Source organism: Komagataeibacter medellinensis NBRC 3288 (assembly GCF_000182745.2).
Taxonomy (GTDB): domain Bacteria; phylum Pseudomonadota; class Alphaproteobacteria; order Acetobacterales; family Acetobacteraceae; genus Komagataeibacter; species Komagataeibacter medellinensis.
In genome coordinates this window covers 574,120-593,804 of sequence record NC_016027.1, presented here as the reverse complement: position 1 = coordinate 593,804, position 19,685 = coordinate 574,120, and the positions used below count along the sequence as shown (strand labels likewise).

Annotated in this window: 24 protein-coding genes and 1 pseudogene; 16 read left to right on the top strand and 9 right to left on the bottom strand. The window is 58.8% G+C overall.

The window, feature by feature from the left end; all coding sequences use genetic code 11:
* Positions 1–202: 202 nt before the first annotated feature.
* A complete protein-coding gene (locus tag GLX_RS02645) occupies positions 203–1,645 on the bottom strand; it encodes an amidohydrolase family protein (RefSeq protein WP_014104492.1) in 1,443 nt (480 codons plus the stop codon).
* Positions 1,646–1,978: 333 nt separating this feature from the next.
* Here GLX_RS02645 and GLX_RS18385 point away from each other — a divergent pair, with 333 nt between their 5' ends.
* Entirely contained in the window at positions 1,979–2,134 is a 156-nt protein-coding gene (locus tag GLX_RS18385) for a hypothetical protein (RefSeq protein ID WP_158309218.1), read from the top strand.
* Between the two features lie 24 nt (positions 2,135–2,158).
* Here the strand turns inward: GLX_RS18385 and GLX_RS02640 are convergent, their stop codons facing one another.
* On the bottom strand, positions 2,159–2,818 hold the full coding sequence (locus tag GLX_RS02640) for a TetR/AcrR family transcriptional regulator (RefSeq protein WP_014104491.1): 660 nt from the start codon (positions 2,816–2,818) through the stop codon (positions 2,159–2,161).
* A gap of 101 nt (positions 2,819–2,919) precedes the next feature.
* Positions 2,920–3,495 carry a recombinase family protein gene (locus tag GLX_RS02635; protein WP_014104490.1) on the bottom strand — a complete coding sequence of 192 codons (576 nt, stop codon included), beginning with the start codon at positions 3,493–3,495 and terminating at the stop codon, positions 2,920–2,922.
* Positions 3,496–4,014: 519 nt separating this feature from the next.
* Between GLX_RS02635 and GLX_RS02625 the strand changes: the two genes are divergently transcribed.
* Entirely contained in the window at positions 4,015–5,094 is a 1,080-nt protein-coding gene (locus GLX_RS02625; RefSeq protein ID WP_014104060.1) for an IS5 family transposase, read from the top strand.
* Between the two features lie 90 nt (positions 5,095–5,184).
* Here GLX_RS02625 and GLX_RS19180 read toward each other — a convergent pair whose 3' ends face one another.
* On the bottom strand, positions 5,185–5,316 hold the full coding sequence (locus GLX_RS19180; RefSeq protein WP_269448786.1) for a hypothetical protein: 132 nt from the start codon (positions 5,314–5,316) through the stop codon (positions 5,185–5,187).
* Positions 5,317–5,337: 21 nt separating this feature from the next.
* Here GLX_RS19180 and GLX_RS02620 point away from each other — a divergent pair, with 21 nt between their 5' ends.
* The 8 genes and pseudogenes from GLX_RS02620 (at position 5,338) to GLX_RS02595 (ending at position 14,280) form a co-directional block, all read left to right on the top strand.
* Positions 5,338–5,703 (top strand): hypothetical protein, encoded by a 366-nt coding sequence (locus GLX_RS02620; RefSeq protein WP_231850387.1) that lies wholly within the window; start codon positions 5,338–5,340, stop codon positions 5,701–5,703.
* 35 nt (positions 5,704–5,738) lie between these two features.
* Complete coding sequence (locus GLX_RS02615) at positions 5,739–6,437, top strand: PAS domain S-box protein (protein ID WP_014104488.1); 699 nt, start codon at positions 5,739–5,741, stop codon at positions 6,435–6,437.
* Positions 6,425–6,595, top strand: a pseudogene (locus GLX_RS16990) (EAL domain-containing protein); the annotation flags it as partial. The gene GLX_RS02615 and the pseudogene GLX_RS16990, both read left to right, overlap by 13 nt.
* 50 nt (positions 6,596–6,645) lie before the next feature.
* Positions 6,646–8,859 carry an EAL domain-containing protein gene (locus GLX_RS02610; RefSeq protein ID WP_041247580.1) on the top strand — a complete coding sequence of 738 codons (2,214 nt, stop codon included), beginning with the start codon at positions 6,646–6,648 and terminating at the stop codon, positions 8,857–8,859.
* A gap of 640 nt (positions 8,860–9,499) precedes the next feature.
* Complete coding sequence (locus tag GLX_RS02605) at positions 9,500–11,104, top strand: carbohydrate porin (protein WP_407927250.1); 1,605 nt, start codon at positions 9,500–9,502, stop codon at positions 11,102–11,104.
* A 133-nt stretch (positions 11,105–11,237) separates the two neighbouring features.
* Positions 11,238–12,500, top strand: a complete 1,263-nt coding sequence (locus GLX_RS02600; protein WP_014104485.1) for an MFS transporter — start codon at positions 11,238–11,240, stop codon at positions 12,498–12,500.
* Positions 12,501–12,576: 76 nt separating this feature from the next.
* Positions 12,577–12,798 (top strand): hypothetical protein, encoded by a 222-nt coding sequence (locus tag GLX_RS17990; protein WP_148268530.1) that lies wholly within the window; start codon positions 12,577–12,579, stop codon positions 12,796–12,798.
* A gap of 252 nt (positions 12,799–13,050) precedes the next feature.
* The gene (locus GLX_RS02595) at positions 13,051–14,280 is read left to right on the top strand and encodes a lipase family protein (protein WP_014104484.1); all 1,230 of its coding nucleotides are present in this window, start codon (positions 13,051–13,053) and stop codon (positions 14,278–14,280) included.
* A 465-nt stretch (positions 14,281–14,745) separates the two neighbouring features.
* Here the strand turns inward: GLX_RS02595 and GLX_RS18890 are convergent, their stop codons facing one another.
* Complete coding sequence (locus tag GLX_RS18890; RefSeq protein WP_014104483.1) at positions 14,746–14,937, bottom strand: SDR family NAD(P)-dependent oxidoreductase; 192 nt, start codon at positions 14,935–14,937, stop codon at positions 14,746–14,748.
* A gap of 458 nt (positions 14,938–15,395) precedes the next feature.
* Here GLX_RS18890 and GLX_RS02585 point away from each other — a divergent pair, with 458 nt between their 5' ends.
* Entirely contained in the window at positions 15,396–15,728 is a 333-nt protein-coding gene (locus GLX_RS02585; RefSeq protein WP_041247107.1) for a hypothetical protein, read from the top strand.
* 70 nt (positions 15,729–15,798) lie between these two features.
* Positions 15,799–15,972, top strand: a complete 174-nt coding sequence (locus GLX_RS18375) for a hypothetical protein (RefSeq protein ID WP_158309216.1) — start codon at positions 15,799–15,801, stop codon at positions 15,970–15,972.
* Between the two features lie 457 nt (positions 15,973–16,429).
* Here the strand turns inward: GLX_RS18375 and GLX_RS02575 are convergent, their stop codons facing one another.
* Positions 16,430–17,218 (bottom strand): SDR family NAD(P)-dependent oxidoreductase, encoded by a 789-nt coding sequence (locus GLX_RS02575; RefSeq protein WP_041247105.1) that lies wholly within the window; start codon positions 17,216–17,218, stop codon positions 16,430–16,432.
* Between GLX_RS02575 and GLX_RS18885 the strand changes: the two genes are divergently transcribed.
* Positions 17,217–17,396, top strand: a complete 180-nt coding sequence (locus tag GLX_RS18885; RefSeq protein WP_231850386.1) for a hypothetical protein — start codon at positions 17,217–17,219, stop codon at positions 17,394–17,396. The two genes, GLX_RS02575 and GLX_RS18885, sit on opposite strands and share 2 nt — an antisense overlap.
* A gap of 30 nt (positions 17,397–17,426) precedes the next feature.
* Here GLX_RS18885 and GLX_RS02570 read toward each other — a convergent pair whose 3' ends face one another.
* The gene (locus GLX_RS02570) at positions 17,427–17,609 is read right to left on the bottom strand and encodes a hypothetical protein (RefSeq protein WP_041247104.1); all 183 of its coding nucleotides are present in this window, start codon (positions 17,607–17,609) and stop codon (positions 17,427–17,429) included.
* Positions 17,610–17,986: 377 nt separating this feature from the next.
* Here GLX_RS02570 and GLX_RS18880 point away from each other — a divergent pair, with 377 nt between their 5' ends.
* Positions 17,987–18,157 (top strand): sulfotransferase family protein, encoded by a 171-nt coding sequence (locus GLX_RS18880; RefSeq protein ID WP_231850385.1) that lies wholly within the window; start codon positions 17,987–17,989, stop codon positions 18,155–18,157.
* 60 nt (positions 18,158–18,217) lie between these two features.
* The gene (locus GLX_RS18875; protein ID WP_050856086.1) at positions 18,218–18,430 is read left to right on the top strand and encodes a hypothetical protein; all 213 of its coding nucleotides are present in this window, start codon (positions 18,218–18,220) and stop codon (positions 18,428–18,430) included.
* A gap of 108 nt (positions 18,431–18,538) precedes the next feature.
* Here GLX_RS18875 and GLX_RS19175 read toward each other — a convergent pair whose 3' ends face one another.
* Positions 18,539–18,667, bottom strand: coding sequence for a hypothetical protein (locus tag GLX_RS19175; protein ID WP_267128725.1), 129 nt, complete (start codon positions 18,665–18,667; stop codon positions 18,539–18,541).
* Between the two features lie 306 nt (positions 18,668–18,973).
* Between GLX_RS19175 and GLX_RS18565 the strand changes: the two genes are divergently transcribed.
* Complete coding sequence (locus GLX_RS18565) at positions 18,974–19,135, top strand: hypothetical protein (RefSeq protein WP_167537193.1); 162 nt, start codon at positions 18,974–18,976, stop codon at positions 19,133–19,135.
* Positions 19,136–19,383: 248 nt separating this feature from the next.
* Here GLX_RS18565 and GLX_RS02560 read toward each other — a convergent pair whose 3' ends face one another.
* A complete protein-coding gene (locus GLX_RS02560) occupies positions 19,384–19,623 on the bottom strand; it encodes a hypothetical protein (protein ID WP_041247578.1) in 240 nt (79 codons plus the stop codon).
* Positions 19,624–19,685: the final 62 nt, after the last annotated feature.

Here is a 19,685-nt window from a genome sequence, read left to right as displayed (position 1 = left end):
ATTGACACGGGGTCGTATCGATCCTCGTGGGGTGGGATCTGCGGCAACCGGTCTCGATAACCGCACATTGCGCGTAATGTCGCGTACCGGTATGCCGCGTATAGATGGCGCTGGCCGTTGCAAACGGCGTGCAGCCTTTTCATGCAGGGTCATGAAATGCTGCACGTCCCGCGTTCAACAGAACCGACTGAACAGGTCGGGTCTAATGGTGGCGGTCATGGCCCGGCAGCGATGCCGCCACGCGCTGGTCGGCCTGTGCCTCTACCGTATTGATGTCGCGTGTCAGCACCCGGCCGTGGTCCACCACCAGATGGCCGCCCACATACACCTGTTCCAGATCCCGCATGGATGCGGCCAGCACAAGGGTGGCGTAAGGGTCGAACACGTGGGCAAGGTGCGTGGGGTCAATGATCAGGAAATCCGCGTATTTGCCCCGCTCAAGACTGCCCAGACGGTCCGATGCCTGCAGTACCGCCGCACTGCCCACCGTATGCAGGCGCAGCACGTCGTATGGACTCATGATGCTGGCACTCTGGTATCTGTCACGGATGGCGTACAGCCCCGTGCGCATGTTTTCGAACGGGTCGGCCAGGTCGGCGCTGGCCTCCCCGTCCTCACCCATGCCGACCCTGATGCCATTTTTCAGGTAGGTGGGAATATCCGCCGTGCCCGAAGCCAGCCGTCCGTTGGAAAGCGGGTTCCATGACATGGCGGCCCCTGCCCGGCCCGTTTGTGCCAGGATTTCGGGTGTGGTGTGGATGAAGTGCCCGAAGATCAGCTTCGGCCCCATCATGCCGCTCTGGGCAAAATAGGGAAAGATTGCCTGCTGGGCGGCAACATGGTCGGGGGGTTCAAGGTAATGCGTCTGGTTGCCTAACCCGAACTCTTTCATCAGGCTTCCCTCCAGCATCGCCTCATCCAGCGCGCGGGCCGGTGTTCCCTGAAAGGCGGCAGTGCCGTTGAGCATGATGGAAAGGAACGCTGTGCTGGCGGGCTGGGCCTGTGTCCAGTCAATGAAGCCGCGCAGGTGCTGGCGCGCGCCAGCCAGCGAATGGTCGACCGTATCCGCCGTGGGGTTGATACCGTGCACGAAGCGCAGGCCAGAATCCATCTCGGCACGGAACTGCTGGTGGTCCACGTTATCGGCCTCGGTGGCCGGCTGCCCCCAGTGGTTGCCGTAATTGAAGTTGTAGGCGGTGGTGATGCCATGCTGCAGATGGTCAAGCGCGCCATCGAGCGTGAACCAGTAGAAATCCTCGGGTCGGGCATGGCTGGCGGTCTTGTCATACAAGGCGTCAAGCCATCCTAGTAGCGTGCTGTCCTGTGCCAGGCCACGATAGGCGGCCTGCCATAGGTGACTGTGGGCGGAAATGAAGCCGGGCATGACCCAGTGGCCGTGCGCATCGAGCGTGGTCGTGGCATGAATGCGCCGGCCCGGCGCGCCCGGTGCGATGGCGGTGATGGTGCCGCTGGCATCAATGAGCATGTAGCCGGTAAACGGTTTGCGGTATTTGTCGGCCATGGAAAAGATGTAGGCGTTCTTTACAAGTAACGATTCCTGCCTATTGGCGGCATCCGCATGCGCGCGTGGCGTCAGGCACAGCATCGTGGCGGCCATGATGGTCGTTCCGGCGATCAGTTTCATGTCATGAGATCCATTTGCGGGATGTAGGAACGGGTATCGGCCCTCTTTACGGCCTGAAGGCTGTTTGAAAAGGTTGGTTCAGTAATATCCTGGAATTATGAAAGTGTCAGGGAAAGCTTTTCCAAAAGGCGGGACCGGGACACTTTTATTCTGGATCGGCAGACTGTCAGCACGGGGCCGTTCCTGATATTCATGGTAACGTGGCGCATCCGCGCATGCTGCGTGCCCGATCCGACCGGGTATTATGGCTCGGCGGTCAGTGGCCGCTTTTTGTCAGTCCTGACATAAATGCCCGGTTCTGCCCGCATTACGGCAGGATGACCGCTTTGGCTGTTGGCGCTTCGCCCCTACCGCGCATTGCCGGTCCTGCTGCGTCGCATCGTCGCGACACAGGCCGCCGATCGCAGCACACCCATCTTTGAATCGAGCCGTGCTCCCGATGGCCTGTTTGTCCGCATTGGCTGGCCAAGCCGCCTGCTTTATGGGTGATGTGGTCCGTTGCCGGGTGGTGGCTCAGGTGCTGTTGCGGGGGCACACGCCAGAGAGGAATATCCCCCATGCCCGGTCAAAGAACTGCCTGCGGGCACCGGCATCGTCCATGCAGTTCTGGCCCAGCATGGTGTTTTGCAACGGCCAGCCGGTGACAAGGCTCATGAGCACACGGGTCGTCTCCTCGTGGTCGGTGGACTGGAGGCGCCCGGCGGCGGCGGCGGCACTGATGAGGCGGCTGATCGTAGCCACGAAGGGTTCCCCGATGGTCGTGATCATCTCATCGGCAATAAAGGGGATGCGGTGCCCGTCTCCAATCACGATCCGATAAGCCTCACGCGTTTCGGGTCGCAGCATGAAGTCGAGGAAGAATAGCGCGATTTCCCGTGTGGCCACCAGCGGATCTGTGGAGGAAGCCTCAACTGCTTCCGCCTCTTCAAGCAGCATCCGGCCTCGTGCGGCCACCACAGCCTTGAACAGGTCTTCCTTGGAGGAATAGCGGCGGTAGAGCGTGGCCTTGCTGCACCCTATCATGCGCGCGATTTTTTCCAGCGAGGTGGCAGCGTATCCCTGTTCGACAAAAAACGCGGTGGCGACTTCAAGAATCTGCCGGTCAAGCTGCGCTGACATTTCGGGTGTTGGGCGTCCACCTGTATGCTGGGGGCGTGATGCTGCGTCAGGCATGTCCTGTCCTTGGGTTGCGTCTGTTCACATAGCGCACCGGCACCGTATCACAAAACCGCGTCCGAGTGCCACGACAGGCCCGTTCCCGGACGGGTGGCGGCCTATGCCTGGTCTTTTATGGCCCTGAACCTGGAAATGGTCCGGTAGACCGTGGCCTTGTGCACATTGAACCGGGCCGCGACTTCCGCGACCGAAACCCCATCTTGCATGACCATCGTGTATATCCGCTCGGCATCGGATGGGATGAATTTGGCAGGCCGCCCCATATGGGTGCCGCGATTGCGTGCCTGCACGCGGCCGGCGGCCGTACGTTCACGGATCAGGGCGCGTTCAAAATCGGCTATGCCGGCAAAGACCGTCATGACGGTGCGACCCTCTGGCGAGGTCGTGTCGGCCCAGGGTTCGGTAATGGAGCGCAGCCCGGCCTCTTTCGTGCGCAGGGTTTCCGCTATTTCCAGAAGATGTCGGGTGGAGCGGGCCAGACGGTCAAGACGGTAGACGGCAACAACATCCCCCTGCCGGACTTCATGCAGCAGGCGGGTCAGTGCTGGCCGCTCCCTTTCCTTTTCCACAAGGTCATCTTCAAACACCACATCGCAGCCCGCGTCATTCAAATGCCATACTTGGAGGTCAAGTGTGCAGTCATCATTACTTGCGCGTGCGTATCCGATCAACATTCTTTTTTCAAATCAGAATTAAATTTCAGCATGATAGTATAGCCGCAACAAATCGGGATAACCATAGGTTATAAACGGTTCCGCAAGGGCGTGTAACCTTTTCCCGAATAGAATTAAAAGTTTAAGGAATATATTCCCAGCGTTCAATATAAAAATCATTTAGATGTGTGTGATAAAATATGTTGCATTTCATATGTATTAACAGTATTGCATCCGTTAACAAAACTTTAAGACTTTTGCGAAATGGGATGCCAGTTGATGAGCCGCCATACGGACAGACATCTTGGTTTGACCAAAATCCAAGCTGTTCCAGAGATTCAGGGTGGCTTCCTGGCCCTGCAGCGCGCCCTGGTAGGGGTCGCGCTGGATGTTTCCATATTCGATGATAGCTGGCATGCCCCACAACGGCGCGTTATCGGGCCGGGTATGCGCGTTTGTACGTGGAGGGTTCGAAAAACCCCTGGTTCTGGCCCTCTGTGTGTGATTCCCTCTCTTCTGTGATGATTGAGGGAATGGCTCATGAAGCAGCCGGGCTTCTTTGATGTGGACGAGCGACTAGCCCGTTTGAGTGGCCTTGGCGATCAGCTCGAAGCGTTTTCTCGGACTGTGGATTTTGAGGTGTTCCGTCCTGATCTGGACAGGGCTCTGGCCTATGCGGACGGAAGTAAAGGTGGCCGTCCCCCGTTTGATCCGGTGCTGATGTTCAAGATCCTGGTGATCCAGACGCTGAACAATCTCTCCGACGAGCGAACGGAGTATCTGATCAACGACCGGCTGTCCTTCATGCGCTTCCTCGGCCTGGCGTTATCGGACCGGGTGCCTGACGCCAAAACGGTCTGGCTGTTCCGTGAACGGCTGACCGAGGCTGGCGCCATCCAGAAGCTGTTCGAGCGCTTTGACGCCACCCTGCGAAACGCCGGGTATCTGCCGATGTCCGGCCAGATCCTGGATGCCACGCTGGTGGCGGCGCCAAAGCAGCGCAATACCAACGCGGAGAAAGTTGATCTTCGGGAAGGCCGCATTCCGCAGGACTGGCAGGACAAGCCTGCCAAGTTGTCCCACAAGGATCGCCATGCGCGATGGACACTGAAGTTCACGAAGGCAAAGCGGCAGGAGGACGGGACGCTCCCGTCCACGGACCTCGCCATCCCGTTCTTTGGCTACAAATCGCATATTTCCATCGATCGAAAGTTTCGACTGATCCGGAAATGGAAAGCGACGGATGCCGCCGCCAGTGATGGTGCCAGGCTGCGCGAGGGCTTGCTCGATAAAACCAATACGGCCTCAAGCGTTTGGGCCGACACCGCGTATCGCTCGAAAGCCAATGAGGACTTCATGGACAAAGAGGGTTTCGTCTCGAAGGTTCACAGGAAAAAGCCGCATCTCAAGCCCATGCCTCGCCATATCCAGCGCTCTAACGCAGGGAAGTCCGTCATCCGATCCCGCGTCGAGCATGTCTTTGCCGATCAGAAATCGCAGACGGGATTGTTCGTCCGGACCGTGGGCATTACCCGGGCCACCATGAGGATTGGCTTGGCCAATATCGTCTACAACATGCGCCGCTTCCTCTTCCTCGAGAGGTTGAACGCGGCCGCGTAGCTATCCCATTGGCGACAGCGTCCGATCTGCTCAAGACGCAGATCAAAAGTCACCCCAAGAACCGTCAATCAGCACGACAAAAGCCTGAAATCAGGAACCACGCGCGCCAATCAACGGTTCTTCGATCCCTCCACGTCGCTGGTTGACATAGCCCGGACCTGCCAGCGCGATTATCTGCTGTGTGGCGGCACGATGGAATTTGAAAGTAGTGGCGCCCTTCATGTCCTGTGGGTACGCATCGCCGTGAGCAGCGGTGAGAGCAGGCTGGTCCTGGGGCCGAAAAAGGCTGATTCCGGCCTGCTTCTGGTTGATATCATCATGAAGGAAGATCAGGAAAAAGCCAATCTTTCCATCATGTTCAGGGATGTTGCGAGCCTGAGTGCCACGTATGATTCGTGTATGGACATTACCCTGGTCGGGCTGCTGAGTGGTGATGCAACCGAAATGGACTGTAATGCGTGGGCCGTAATCAGGTTGCGGGGCAATGTCTGTAATCTGTCTGCTGAAAACAGTCAGTTAATTAAAGGTAATGATGGAAGTTCTGTATTGTATATACATTCCTATACGGCAGAAGAATTAGGTAAAATACATATAGATATTAGTAAATAAATCCTTACCTGTTTCAATTTCATGGTATCGGGGTTATGAAACAGAACGGACTTTCTCTCTCCCCCTCCCTTCAAGCCCTGTCTGGAAAAGTCGCGTTGCAGGTCCTGCATGGCGCGGGTGAAGGCATTGTGGTTATTGATGAGCATAACCGGATCGTCTTTTTCAATGCCATGGCGGAAAAGCTGTGGGCATATACACAGGCCGACGTAATCGGGAAAAACGTCAGCATGCTTCTGCCCGCCAGCCTGCGTGACGGGCATGACGCTTTTGTCGAGCGTAACCGTAGTACTGGCGTCAACACCATCATTGGCACGTCGCGCCCCATCACGTTGGAAAACCGTGCGGGCGAACCCGTGGCGGCTGAACTCTCCCTTTCCGTGATTGAAATCAGCCCCGATGGGCGGAAATACTATCAGGCTACCATCAGGGGCCTGACGGAGGAAAGCCACAGGAATACCCTGGCTGGCCTACAGAACACGGTCTTTCGCGCACTGTTGTCCGACATGTCGGTGGTCAGCATTGCCGGTTTCATGTGCCGGGAACTGGAAACCTACCTGCCTGACATGACCGCCACGCTGCTTGTGGTTGATGACAGGCGGCAGGTGCACATCCTGTCCGGTGTGGGCTTGCCGGGGCGCTACGCCACGGCGCTGGAGGGCATTACGCTGTCCGCCCATGATGACGCGACCCTTGCACGTGACTCTGCGCAGGCGACCGACGTGGTGTGGGCGTGATGCTGGGCATGACGGTCATAGCCGAAGGCGTTGAAACCCTGCCCCAGAAGGCCCTGCTCGAACAACTGCGCTGTGATGTGATGCAGGGCTACCTTTTTTCCAGGCCCCTCCCCCCAGATGAACTGGAGGTATGGGTGGCGGATAGAAAAAAAGGCTGACGGGGCGCGACCTGTATTGGATGCATCTGTTTAAAGAAAAGAATACAGCCATGAGCAAAGAAATATTTCCGGTAACGACAGAAAACGTGAATTCGGATATCTGCATGGACATGCTGGAGCAGGCGCGCGATGGTGTAATCATTATTGACGAACGCAACTGCATTGTCTTCTTCAACCGTGCGGCGCAGGAACTGTGGGGGTACACGCAGGCCGAAGTCATGGGCCGCAACGTCAAGTGCCTTGTGCCCATGGCCTATCGCGCTGAGCATGACAGCTTTATTGCCCATAACCGCAATACGGGCATCAACCGTATTGTCGGTACGTCGCGTGAAATTACATTTGAAAGTAAAAGCGGAGATTATGTTTCGGCTGAAATGTCGATTTCAACCGCATTGATCGGGCCGGACAGGAAACGGTACTACATGGCCTTCATGAAAGGCGTGACCGAGGAGAGCCACCGCAAGAAACTGCTGGATCTGCAAAACACGGTATTCCGCTCCCTTTCGGGCGACATGCTGATACAGGATGTGGCCGATCTGGTCTGTCAGGGCGTGGAGGAGTTCGTACCCAATTCCGTTGCCGTACTCATGCTGCTGACGGCGGACCGCACGCTACAGATCCTGTCCGGTGCCGGCCTGCCGCGCCGCTTTGCCACGGCGCTGGAAAACATGACCCTGACGGATGCCGACATCACGGCACTGGCCAATGACCTTGATGAAGCAAGTTCGGTGGTGTGGGAGAGTTACCGCTCGCTGGGCATCTCGCTCGGGCTGAATGAATGCTGGGCTTCGGCCATCCGGGCACCCAACGGGCGGATTGCGGGCATTCTGGCGCTGTATTCGCGCAACAAGCACGAGGTAGCCGAGTGGCCACGCAAGATTGTGGCGGGGGCTGTGCCGTTCTGCGGGGTGGTGATCGAGCAGTACGAGGCGCGGCAGCACATCTCGCAACTGGCCAATTACGACCCGCTGACCGGTTTTCTCAACCGCTCCTCGCTGCACCGTATGCTCAGGTCCATGATCAGCCAACCCGGTGACAACTACTTTGCCGTGCTGCTACTCGATCTGGACCGCTTCCGCGACATCAATGATGCCCTGGGCCACATACAGGGCGATACGTTCCTGAAAGTCATTGCCGAACGGCTGAAAACGCTGTGCCGCAGCAACTATATCGTCAGCCGTTCGGGCGGGGATGATTTTGTCATCGTCATACCCAATGCCACGCAGGACATGGCGGTCGATTTTACCAAAACCCTGATCGCGGCCATGCAGCGACCGCTTGATGTGGCGGGCAATCAGCTTTCGGCCTCCTTCAGCATTGGCATTGCCACTTTCCCCGAAAATGGGCCGGATGGGGAATCCCTGATCAGCCATGCCGAGATGGCCATGCGGCTGGCCAAGAAGGAAGCACGTGGCAGCTACCGCCTGGTCAGCGCGATTGATAGCACGGAGGCACAGGACCGGCTGGTGCTGAGTAGTGCGCTGCGTGAATCCCTGTCCAAGGGCCTGCTCAACCTGCATTACCAGCCCCAGATCGAAGCCCGTACGGGCGAGATATATGGCGTGGAAGCGCTGGCACGGTGGAACCACCCTACTCTTGGCACCATTTTTCCCTCCCGCTTCATTGCCGTGGCGGAAGAGACCGGGCAGATCGAGGCGATCGGCCGCTGGTCGCTGGAAGAAGCCTGCCGCCAGATCACCCGGTGGGAGCGCGAAGGCGTGCACATACCGGTCGTATCGGTCAACCTGTCCGCCGGGCATTTTCATAACCGCAGCCTTGTGCCCATGATCGCGGGACTGCTGGAAAAATACGGACTGGCCCCGGAGCGCCTGACGGTCGAGATAACCGAGAGCGTGATGATGGAGGAAAGCGACGAGACGATGAATGCCCTCTCCCACATCCGCAAGCTGGGCGTGGGCCTGTCGATGGATGATTTCGGTACCGGTTTTTCCAGCCTGTCGCGCCTGACCCGCCTGCCGCTGACCGAGATCAAGATTGACCGCAGCTTCATCATGAACCTTGATCATGACCCCAATGCCCAGGCTGTGACCACGGCGGTGATTGGCATTGGCAACCGGCTGGGCATGACCGTAGTGACCGAAGGCGTGGAAACCGAAGCCCAGTATGACCTGCTGGAGCGCCTGCACTGCGATGTGCTGCAGGGCTACCTGTTTGCCCGGCCGATGTCCGCCACCGACCTTGCGGCCTGGGCGCGCCAGCCCCGCATGCTCATGCCCGCCATGCAGCGTACGGACAGGGCGTAGAAAAGGGCGGACACATCCGTCGTGTATCCGCGTTTTTCCTGAACCCGGATCCGGTCAGGGCGTGCGTGCCACCGGCTTGCCTTCGGCGGCCTTGTTGCCTTCCGCGCCCGTACCGGTTGGCTGTCAGGCCCCGTGTCCCCACAGGTCATCTACCCGCCAGCATGGGTCGGATACATGACCCGCGCTGGTGCTGTCAGGCTACGGCCTCCACATGGCGCTGACGCGGCATTCAGTCCCTGCCGTGCAGCCTTTGCAAATACTCCCCCCACCCCATAATCCCGATTACCCGATGCCGGGGCAGCGGATGCGCATTCTAATGGGTGGGCCGGTCCCGATGGTCTCGTCCCGCTATACAGGATTTTTACTTGCCCACCCCTGATGGTGGCCGCATGCTGTGTTTGTTAATCATAATAATAAGAAATGCGTCACGTACGCACAAAATGAAAAATAATATGCAATGAAACAGAAATATTTTGCATTATTTGCCGAGGTCTCCGCATTGCCCATGCTGGCCCGGCAGGCCATGCGCAGGGCCGTGCTGGTAGCCTGATCCTGCACGGCCCTGCGTGTGATCGTGCCCCGTTCCGGTCGTCATGACATGGGACATATCCTTTTCCAGTTTAAAAATGCTCCTGCCACCATGCCCCCATTTCACCGCGTGTCCGCACGTCCGTATCCTTCCATATCCTGTCCCGCCCCGCTGCGCGGCGTCTTTCCTTCCGCATCCCGGCTGCGCAGGCTGTGGGGGGCTGCGGCTCTGGCCTGCGCGGTAGCATCGCCAGCCGCCCATGCGGCACAGGACCGCCCCCAGTCCTGGCCGGGCACGCCCTCTGCTATTCCCGCGCCCAGTAGCGCACCCATGGTGGCCAGCACGACACCCGTGCGGCGCAAGCGCCCGATCGTGGAGACGCGATTGGATGCGCTGTTTAATACCGAGAGCATTTCCGCCCTGCTCAACCATAATGATGATGCCCTGCGCCAGAGCGACCTGAGTGCGGGCTATTTCGTGGCCGAGCAGGCATTTGGCAACCTGGTGCCTCAGATCAGGCCATGGCGGGACTGGCTGAGTAACCGGGGCTTCTCTTTCGAGTTGACCTACAAGGGCGAAGGCATGGCCAATGTGGGGGGTGGCGTGTCAAAGGGAATGGATTATGTGCATGACCTGCGCGTAAGCATGCTGTTCGACCTTGGTCGGCTTATGGGGCTGGATGGGTGGTACCTGCACGGTATCATCATGAACCGCGAGGGCCGACAGGTCGGCTGGGACCATGTAGGCGAGCGCAACGTACTACTGACCGAGGTATGGAGTATCCACGGCCCGGCGGCGGCACGGCTTGCGGACCTGTATGTCGAGAAATCGTTCCTGCACAACCGCATCAACATCAATATGGGCCGCATAGCCCTGACCCACACCTATGCCACATCGGTGCTGCTGTGCACGTTCATGACCCAATGCTCCGCCCCCATGGCGATACGCGAGCCGGCGGGGTGGAGTGTCTATCCCAAGACATCGTGGGGTGGCACGGTGCGCTTTCGTCCCACGCGCGACCTGACGCTGCGCACCGGCATATACAAGATCGGCCCCAAGGTGCAGGACAATACCGGCTGGGCCTGGGGCAGCGAGAGCACAACCGGCGTCCAGACCCCGGTCGAACTGACATGGGAGCCGTTTTTTGGCGTACGCAAGCTGCCCGGCCATTACAAGCTGGGCTACGGGCATGACACATCGCCCTATCCCGACCTGATCGGGCCTGTGCCCGCCGCCTATGCCGCCGCCATCCGCGCGCATAGGGAAAAGCCACGCGACACGTTTTATGTGGAAGCCGACCAGATGGTGTACCGCAGGCATGGTGACTACCAGATGGCGGGCGGCTACGTGCTGGCGGGCTACATTCACAACACGCCCAGCATTTCCAACTTTGCCGATGAATTCTATTTTGGCGCCTCCCTGCTGGGTCTGATCCCCCACCGGCCGTTCGACCGCTTTGGCGTGATGTATTCATATTACCAGATGAGTCCGCGCCTGACCTATGGCCAGAGTCTGCGCCAGGCGGCGGGCTTACCGCTTGGCCCCTACATTACGGGGCCACAGACGCATTCCGCCATACTGGAAGCCTATTACGGTATTCCCGTCACCCCCGGACTGGTCCTGACGCCGGAGTTCGAATACGTGATGCGCCCCGGCGAGACATCGGTCATCCCCAACGCCATGCTGGTGGGGCTGAAGGTTATTGCAAACCTGTAGCCCATGTCGGGGCGCGGCCTGCCCTGTGCCGGTTCACGCAATCGTTCGGGGCATAGCCCTTTCGTGATCGCGTGGGCCATGGCCGTGCTGGCCGCAACATGTAACATCCGTGGAAAAAAGGATATTACGGACCATGAATGGCAACGTGAATGTTCTGGCCGAAGGGGCAGCCACAGGACTGGGCAGGCCAGCGCTGATCACGGCGCGGCATGTGGTTACGGCCTCGTTTCTGGCATGGATGCTTGATGCGTGCGATTTCTTTATCGTGCTGTTCACGCTTGATGATGTGGCGCGCAGCTTCAATGTTGCGCTGCAGGCCGTGCTCCTTGCCCCGACCCTGACCCTGCTCACCCGCCCCATCGGGGCCTTTGTGTGCGGGCGGGCGGCGGATCGCTACGGGCGCAAGCCGGTCATGATCACCACCATCATGGTCTATTCCGCAATCGAGGTCCTGTCCGCCTTTGCACCCACACTGTCCATTTTCCTGCTGCTGCGCGCGTTGTTTGGCGTGGCCCTTGGGGGGGAATGGGGCGTGGGTACGTCGCTTATCATGGAAAGTGTTCCGCCCTCCTGGCGGGGCATGGCATCGGGTATCCTGCAGGCGGGATACCCGGCGGGGTACCTGCTGGCATCGCTGGTGTTCCTGCTGCTGCCGGTCATGGGGTGGCGCGGGCTGTTCGTGCTGGGGGGCTGTGCGCTGTTCTCCGCACTTTATATATGGTTGCGTGTGCCTGAAAGCCCGGAATGGCTGGCCCAGCACGCAGGGCGTGGCCCTGCCGCCGCCCGCCCCTGTGCGCCGGGACTGGGGCAGCTTGTGCGCAGCAACGCGGCGCTGTGTGTGTTTGCCGTGACCCTGATGGCTGCGTTCAATTTTATGAGCCATGGTTCACAGGACCTGTACCCCAAGATATTCCTTGGGCTTGAGCGTGGGCTTTCACATCCGTCCATTACACTGGTGGTGGTGCTGTACAATATTGCGGCCATTGCGGGCGGGCTGTTCTTTGGCATGCTCTCGCAGCGCATCGGGCGGCAGTACAGCATTGCCCTGGCGGCCCTGCTCACCCTGCCGCTGCTGCCGTTATGGACCCTGCCGCATTCTACCGTGTGGCTTACGGTGGGTGCGGTGTGCATCCAGTTCTGCATACAGGGTGCATGGGGGGTGGTGCCTGCCTATCTGAGCGAGCTTTCGCCGCCATGGGCGCGCGCCACCTTTCCGGGCCTGGCCTATCAGTGCGGTAACCTGCTGGCGGCCAGCAACGCGCTGATCCAGACCAGCCTTGCCACCATGCTGGGCACCGGGCTGGCCATACCGCTCATGCTGAGTGTGGGGCTTGCCGCCATGGTGGTGTTGGGGCTGACTTTGGCCAATGCGCGCCTGCACCCTGCCATACGGTAGGGTGGTGGCAGGCATGGCCGTTATGATGACAGGCTGTTGAGCCGGGGTTTCATGGCGGAAACTGGCACGCCTGTTATTGACGGATACCGAGACACTTGCCGATCAGCAGACCCTGTTTGTCAGGGAACTTCTTACAGAAGAACCCCAACTGGAAAAAACGACCAGTTGGGTAAGGAAAATGAAAAATCTGTTCTGCGGGAAATCAGAAGACAACCGCAGACTTTTACTGGAAGCCGGAAGGCAGACCGTGCTCTCCCGTCTGGTTCCAGCCCTGTTGAGGGACAGATCAGTCGATTGATGATGATAAAGCGCACCATGTCCGGGAGAGCAGGCTTAGAACTCATCAGGGCACGTGTATTTTCAATCTCATGCGGAAGATCCGAGTTCTCAGTGAAAATCAACACGTTGACCCTGCCCTGAAAAAACGGGCAATGTCATGACTGCTTGACATCCGCTTTGCCGTCAGAGCATTGAATTGTTCTTAACACTGTTAAGTTTAAACCTGAATGATGGCCCGGACCAGGTCAGCCTCCCTGAAGAAGGACATCGCGTGCGTCTCCCCCGTTCCATCCGTATCACTTCCCGCCTGCTTGCCGGGGCCTGCCTTATGGCCATGAGCAGCCATGCCCACGCAGCCCCGGCCCCGCTGGCACCTGCGGCCTCTGCCTCTGCCTCGGCCGCTACGGCTGCGGCCCATGCGGGCATGCTGACTGCCTCCGTCCCGCTGCCTGCACCCCTCAGTCTGCCCGATGCGGGACAGGCGCTGCGCATTACCTATCTTTCCACCAACGGCGTGACTGGCACGGGGCTTGTGCCCGTTACGGCGGAAGTGATCCTGCCGCCCGGCCCGCCACCTGCCGGGGGCTGGCCCATTGTGGCATGGGCGCATGGCACGGTGGGAGTGTCCGACCACTGTGCGCCCTCCAGCAACCCTTGGACGGAGCGGAACCGGCATTATCTTGGCGCATGGATGAAGCGCGGCTTTGCCATTGTGGGCACGGATTACCAGGGGCTGGGCACGCCGGGCGGTCATGCTTACCTGAACACGCGGGTTGAAGCCTACAGCGTGTTGGATGGCGTGCGTGCGGCACTGGCGTCGGTGCCGGGGTTGCAGAACAGGATCATGATCGTGGGGCAGTCACAGGGGGGCGGGGCGGCCTTTGCTTCGGCCGCGTTTGCGCCGGCCTATGCGCCGGAACTGGACATTCGGGGCACGGTAGCCACGGGTGCGCCCTACATTACTGCGGGCCTGATCCGGCAGATGCTGGCCGCTCCCACCGCGCCGGGCGCATCGTACAACCCGCTTGTGGTCTATCTGCTGTACCTGGCGCAGGGACAGGCCAGCTACCAGGCCGGCTTCCGCCCCGAGGATGTCTTTACCCCCAAAGCAATCCCCGCCTATGATGCTGCCGCCAGCCTGTGCGTGTCTGAACTGACGGACCGGGTGAAGCGTGACAGGCTGAACCTGGGCAACGCGCTACAGCCCGGTTTTGCTACGGCCCTGGCCCCGGCACTGGCGGCGATGGAATACCCTACGCTAAAACTGGCGCAACCGCTGTTCATGGGTACGGGGGAACTGGACCGCGACGTGCCGCCGCCGCTCCAGTTGGGGCTGGTCAAGGCAGCATGTGCGGCGGGCACGGTGGTGCAGGCGCATGTGTACAAGGGGCTGGACCACAGCCAGACGGTCAATGCCTCTCTGCCCGATTCAGCCGTGTTCACGCAGGCTGTTATGGCGGGACGGCCTGTTGCGCCGCAGTGCACACCCATGCCGGAATAGGAGACTGCCCGGAAAGGTACTGTCGGAGATAACGCGTTATCATAAGAACGCTTCTGGTGAATCTTTTTTCAAAAAGCTTTGAAAGACGTGGCCTTTCTGAAAAAAGGCACCCCCCGGCAACTTCTGTCATGTCTTATCGAAGCGTGGCTTTCAGGCAGTCTTCGGGGGTATCAGCGCGCAAGTTCCACCGTGCGTTGGGTATCCTGCTGGCCTACCGGGGTGCCGGGCTTCATGTCTCGTAGCAGGTTTCTGCCTGCCCAGGTTCCCGGTGCAGCTGCGCGTCCATGTCTCGTTCATCTGTTGGCGTGGCGTTGCGATGTTCTGCCGCAGTTCGACAGTGCGGTAGCAGTCAATTGTGCCCTCGATCACGCTCACCGTCGTCTTGATGACTGGTTTGATGTCGAACTGCCGGTAAGGGTAGGCCATGTGTTCGTAATCAAACAGGTTACGTGTGGGCTCGGTACCTCAATTTTTCCATGAATCGAAAATCCGGTCATTGAACCCGGTCAGGAACGGAGCGGAATTGATCGTGATCGCCGCCACGCCAGATTCCTGCGGTTCCTTGGATATGGCCTTCGTAATGACCTCGACTGCGTGTTTCGATGCCGAATAGGACACGGTAAACGGGTCTACCGTCAACCCGGCGCAGGAAGACATGAAAACGATCTTTCCCGCCGGGCGTGCGGCCCGTCGCAGGGCATATCCCCCTGGCCAAAGCCCGTGCCCGCCCCGGTAATGAGAATAGTCCTGTTCATGTCGTATTCTCCCCTGTCGTGCATCCGTTCCGTTGCACCATCGTGTGATGGCGCCGGGACTTGCCCGCTGTCCGCGCCGTGCGTCTGGCAGGGGGCTGGCTGGTAGGTGGGTGCATGCAGGGAATTAATGAGCCGACAGGCAAATGGTTGAATAAAATGCGGATAATCACCCCGCTATCAGCCATACGCAGCGCAACTAGTCGAACTTTACATGCGTGAAAGCTTTAAGCTGAGTGTACTGACGCAGGCGGAGACTGCTACGCAGGGACTGCGGCCCCCGCGTGGACGGTCAATAAACGCAGGTGCCCCACACCCGGCAGGGTATGGTGTGCACCCATGATGAGTTGCAAGGACATGACGATGGACAACCCACTGGAAACCACCCCCCAGACCCAGGCACGCATTGCCGCCAAGGCGAAGGAAATGTGGGAAGCCGATGGCAGGCCAGGCTGCGGGCCACAGGCCTATACCGAGGCGGCATCCGAACTGATCGGTATGGAAAGCAACCCCGATGCGGGCCAGGTGCCGGTGGACTCCCCCGTACCGCTGGATGCGAATGGCCAGCCGGTGGAGCAGGCATGGCTGGAAGAGAACCTGGGCAACCCCGGTGGCAGCGAGGATGAACTTGACGACAGGCGTGAAGTGCCGTTTGCCACAAGGCAGGAAGAAGAAGACGCGCTGAAAAATCAGTAACAGTCAGGGCGCGCGGGAGGCGGCTTCAGGCCAGAATGTGGGGGTATAGATAGAGGGGGCTGGGTGCATAATGAGTAACAACCCGGATTTCCGTGATGGCGGGGACATGTTTGGCCACTGGGTAAAGCGTGGCCTGCAATCCCGTTTTGGGCAGGTGTTGAATGAAGATGTGCCTGAAAGCCTGCTTCACCTGCTCGATACCGGGTACGGGCGGGACGACATATCTGGACAGGATGACCCCTGACCCCTGACCCCTGACCCCTGACCTCTTCCCCACGCCCCTGTGCTGCCGAGTACGCAATTCCGCGCCATCACCGGCCTCCATCCCCTGATGATGGTCCGGCAGGGGCTACAACGGGCCATTATAAAAAATAGTCAGAAAATTTTCAGCTTCTGGTGGCGACCGGGCCGCATTAATTTATCGGGCTGGACAGTAAATGGTTACTTACAGCCTCGTCAGTAACCTGCCTTTCCCGATTTCCGCCAACGTGGCGCATTGCGCCGTGCAACCATGCCGGTCATGGGCTCAGGTGACAGCCCCGTTCCTTCAGGATGGATGGTCGATCAGGAACGGGGCTGCCATCACGGCGTATCTGTAGAAACGCCGTGACGGAATGGGTTTAAGGAAATTTTTCCTAACAATTTCATAATTATTCTGAAAATTATAGTTCCGGCACAAATCGCGCAACCTGATCCTGATGCTAGATCGTGCCCAGCACCCCGCCATCCACGCGGACGGATGCCCCGGTGGTGGCCGATGCCTGCGGCGATGACAGGTAGACCACCATGTTCGCCACTTCATCCACTGTAGCAGCACGGCGGATGATGGAAGAAGGTCGGTGTTCCATCACGAAGGCCGCCGCTAGTTCCTTCATCGGCCTGCCGGTCTTTTCCTGCTCGGGCCTGAGCATGTCCGCCAGCCCTTCCGACAGGGTCGGCCCCGGCAGCACGGAATTGACCGTAACCCCCGTGCCCGCCATACGCTCGGCCAAGCCGCGGGCCACGGTCACCTGCGCGGTCTTGCTGAAGCCGTAATGGATCATCTCGACGGGGATGTTGAATGCGGATTCAGAGGAAATGAAGACCACCCGCCCCCAGCCCGTCTTTTCCATGCCCGGCAGGTAGGCACGTGACAGCCGCACGCCAGACATGACATTCACCTCGAAAAACCGGGACCAGTCAGCATCGGGCGTATCAAAAAAGTCTTTTGGCTCAAAAATACCCAGGTTGTTGATCAGGATATCGCATTGCGGGTGGGCGGCCACCAGCGCGGCGCAGCCTTCTGCCGTGCCCAGATCGCCGGTAAAGCCCATGGCGCCACCACCGCCCAGACCGGACAGGGCGCTTACGGCCTTGTGCACTGCTGCCTCGTGCCGGCCATTGACCACGACCTGCGCCCCACTGGCGGCAAGTCCCTTTGCAATGGCTAGCCCTATACCCCCGGTGGAGCCCGTTACAATGGCGGTGCGGCCAGTCAGGTCGATCTGCATGGTTTCTCTTTTCCGTAATGGTTCCACAGATGACGGCATCGTACACGCTGCCTCGTGGCAGGCAAGCCGTGCAGCCTCCTACCCGCCCCCGTGCATGGCGGGCGGATGTAGCACGATAACGGGTGGGACGCGCAGTTGCCGCCTGTGGCGGGCACGCGATCTGTTCAAGCCATTGTGAAAGAGCTGGCGCGGGGCCTCCAGCGGCCTTTCAGCGCATGAGGTCGGATAGCGCGTCAAGCTTGTCCGCGATCATGGATGCCTGCGTACGCAGTTCGGGTGTGATTGGTCCCTGCCCTTCCAGCATTGTATCAAGCTTTTCCATGTCGGAGCGGATTTCATTCATCAGCACCGACTGTTCCGTCTGGATACCGTCTTCATCATCCCTGATCATGTCGTGTCTTCTCCATATTTTCTGGTGTAGCGGGTGCGGGGCGCCAGGCAGGGGCGCGCCACGGTGGTACGGTACCATTTTGTTTCATTTATTGACAAGACAAACGCATTTGTCCGGCTGATTAATGGCATATGCAAACGATGCTTCAGCCTGTGCTGCGGGTCAGAATGTCCAGCGATGTTCATGAGCGGCTGGCGGAACTGCATGTTCCCTATCCCTACGGGTCCAAGCGGTAGCGGCGGTTAGAGCACGTGCGCCGGACGGGCGTGCTGTTCATTCATATCCCCAAAACGCGGGCACATCGCTGATGCGGGCGCTTTATGGCATGGATGTGGAGCACGAGACCATCCGCTATTTCCGCCGCTGCATGCCGTAGCTTGCCGTCATTCGCCATACTGCGCGACCCGGTGCGGCGTTTCCTGTCCGCCTACCATTACGCCCGTGCCGGTGGCAGCGACCTGCGCCATGTTGCCCGTGGCTTTCGCGATACCTACATGCGCCTTGGCGGGATTGATGAAGCGCTTGACCATATTGACCGCGCGGGATGACCCTATGGCACCGATCATATTTTCCGACCGCAGGCATGGTACGTAACCGACCGGTATGGCATGGTTGCGGTTGATCACCTGTTCCGGCTGGAGGACATGCAGCGCGTGCGGAATTTTGTTACCCGCTACACCGCCACCCCCATCGGGCATGCCAATGCGGGCAGCGCGAAGGATCACGCGCCCGCGCTACGCCCTGATCAGGTTGCGCGCGTCTGCCAGATCTACCACATGGATTATGCGCTGATCGTTTCCGCTGGCCTTGCCACCCCATAAGGGCGCACAGGCCTGGTGGAATGGGGGCCAGATAGATGAAAGGCCCGGCATGGGGCGGGCCTTTCATGCCTGACTCCGCCACGGCGGGACCAGATCAGGCTGGTGTTCTTACCAACTGTCATTGTGCTCACCGCCACGTTCGTCACGACGACCTTCGTGGTTACCAAAGGACTGTGCGTGATCTCCCATCGGCATTGCGGCGCCAAAGGCCAGCGCAAGCAGGATTGAATGTTTCATGATGTCTTCTTCAGGTTTGACAGGAGCTATGTTGTCCGTGACAGTCTGAAATGTAAATTACCAATATTTTACAAACAATAGTAGAAATTTATAAATAAATATTATGAAATACAGGCAGATTGATCGTATATAATTAATAAATCATGAGCGCAAAGGGTGGCGGCATATTGGGTATTCATTCCTGTCCATCTCGGCATTGTGCGAACGGGTAGCATGGCTTCATGTAATCATCACACTTGTCGGCAGGGGCATCTGGTATGCACGTATGCCTGCGCTTGTGCGGGTTTTCCAGGAGGTTTACGGATCATGAACGCTTCATCCGATTCCACACCCAGACCCCGCAAGGAACCGCATGAGGAATGGCGCGAGGCGCTGATTCATGCGTGGAAAAACCGGCGCGGCTATTTGCGCCAGCATGATGCGGCCTCCATGGCGGCGGAGGAAGCCTTCCGCCACGATGAAGCCTGAGTGCTAGGGATGTTCCACCGAAAACCGGTTCGGTAAAATGCCCCCGTTTGTTGTTTTTACAAGTATCTTCACCTGTTTGAATGCACGTATTCAAACAGGGTTTTCTCTAGCTGCCCTACAAACCCACCTCCCTGCTCGTCAGTTACGGTTGTGGTTCGTGTGATGCATTCCGTTACAAATGAAAAGCTGGTACACTCTTTCCTTCTGTTAGGTTGAGCTTATATAAAAATCATCCTGATTTGGAAGAATCAGTTAATCAAGAGGAAATGATTTACATGAAAAAAGCACTTCTGTTTGCTGCTGCCCTTGGTCTGTCCCTGCCGGTTGTCGCCCACGCTGAAGACAATAACGGCGAACACCATGCTGAGCATGGTCACCACCATGGCAAGCACGACCGCAAGGGTGGCGAGCACCGTGAAGAGGGTGGCGACGAACACCGTGACGAACACCACGAAGAGCACGGTGGCGAAGAGCATGGCGACCACCATGAAGAGCATGACCACCAGTAATTCCTAACTGGCGTGCAGAGGGCGCTCCCACGGGGGTGCCC

Excerpts from the sequence above, each read along its gene's own strand:
- GLX_RS02585 (WP_041247107.1), top strand. The coding sequence starts at position 15,396 with ATGGACAACCCACTGGAAACCACCCCCCAGACCCAGGCACGCATTGCC.
- GLX_RS02605 (WP_407927250.1), top strand. The coding sequence starts at position 9,500 with ATGCCCCCATTTCACCGCGTGTCCGCACGTCCGTATCCTTCCATATCC.
- GLX_RS18890 (WP_014104483.1), bottom strand. The coding sequence starts at position 14,937 with ATGTCTTCCTGCGCCGGGTTGACGGTAGACCCGTTTACCGTGTCCTAT.
- GLX_RS02570 (WP_041247104.1), bottom strand. The coding sequence starts at position 17,609 with ATGATCAGGGATGATGAAGACGGTATCCAGACGGAACAGTCGGTGCTG.
- GLX_RS02610 (WP_041247580.1), top strand. The coding sequence starts at position 6,646 with ATGAGCAAAGAAATATTTCCGGTAACGACAGAAAACGTGAATTCGGAT.
- GLX_RS18885 (WP_231850386.1), top strand. The coding sequence starts at position 17,217 with ATGGTTTCTCTTTTCCGTAATGGTTCCACAGATGACGGCATCGTACAC.
- GLX_RS02560 (WP_041247578.1), bottom strand. The coding sequence starts at position 19,623 with ATGGTGGTCGCCATGCTCTTCGCCACCGTGCTCTTCGTGGTGTTCGTC.
- GLX_RS02645 (WP_014104492.1), bottom strand. The coding sequence starts at position 1,645 with ATGAAACTGATCGCCGGAACGACCATCATGGCCGCCACGATGCTGTGC.
- GLX_RS18565 (WP_167537193.1), top strand. The coding sequence starts at position 18,974 with ATGAACGCTTCATCCGATTCCACACCCAGACCCCGCAAGGAACCGCAT.
- GLX_RS19180 (WP_269448786.1), bottom strand. The coding sequence starts at position 5,316 with ATGAAGGGCGCCACTACTTTCAAATTCCATCGTGCCGCCACACAGCAG.
- GLX_RS18375 (WP_158309216.1), top strand. The coding sequence starts at position 15,799 with ATGAGTAACAACCCGGATTTCCGTGATGGCGGGGACATGTTTGGCCAC.
- GLX_RS18875 (WP_050856086.1), top strand. The coding sequence starts at position 18,218 with ATGGTTGCGGTTGATCACCTGTTCCGGCTGGAGGACATGCAGCGCGTG.
- GLX_RS02615 (WP_014104488.1), top strand. The coding sequence starts at position 5,739 with ATGAAACAGAACGGACTTTCTCTCTCCCCCTCCCTTCAAGCCCTGTCT.
- GLX_RS02575 (WP_041247105.1), bottom strand. The coding sequence starts at position 17,218 with ATGCAGATCGACCTGACTGGCCGCACCGCCATTGTAACGGGCTCCACC.
- GLX_RS02640 (WP_014104491.1), bottom strand. The coding sequence starts at position 2,818 with ATGCCTGACGCAGCATCACGCCCCCAGCATACAGGTGGACGCCCAACA.
- GLX_RS02600 (WP_014104485.1), top strand. The coding sequence starts at position 11,238 with ATGAATGGCAACGTGAATGTTCTGGCCGAAGGGGCAGCCACAGGACTG.
- GLX_RS02635 (WP_014104490.1), bottom strand. The coding sequence starts at position 3,495 with ATGTTGATCGGATACGCACGCGCAAGTAATGATGACTGCACACTTGAC.
- GLX_RS02625 (WP_014104060.1), top strand. The coding sequence starts at position 4,015 with ATGAAGCAGCCGGGCTTCTTTGATGTGGACGAGCGACTAGCCCGTTTG.
- GLX_RS19175 (WP_267128725.1), bottom strand. The coding sequence starts at position 18,667 with ATGAAACATTCAATCCTGCTTGCGCTGGCCTTTGGCGCCGCAATGCCG.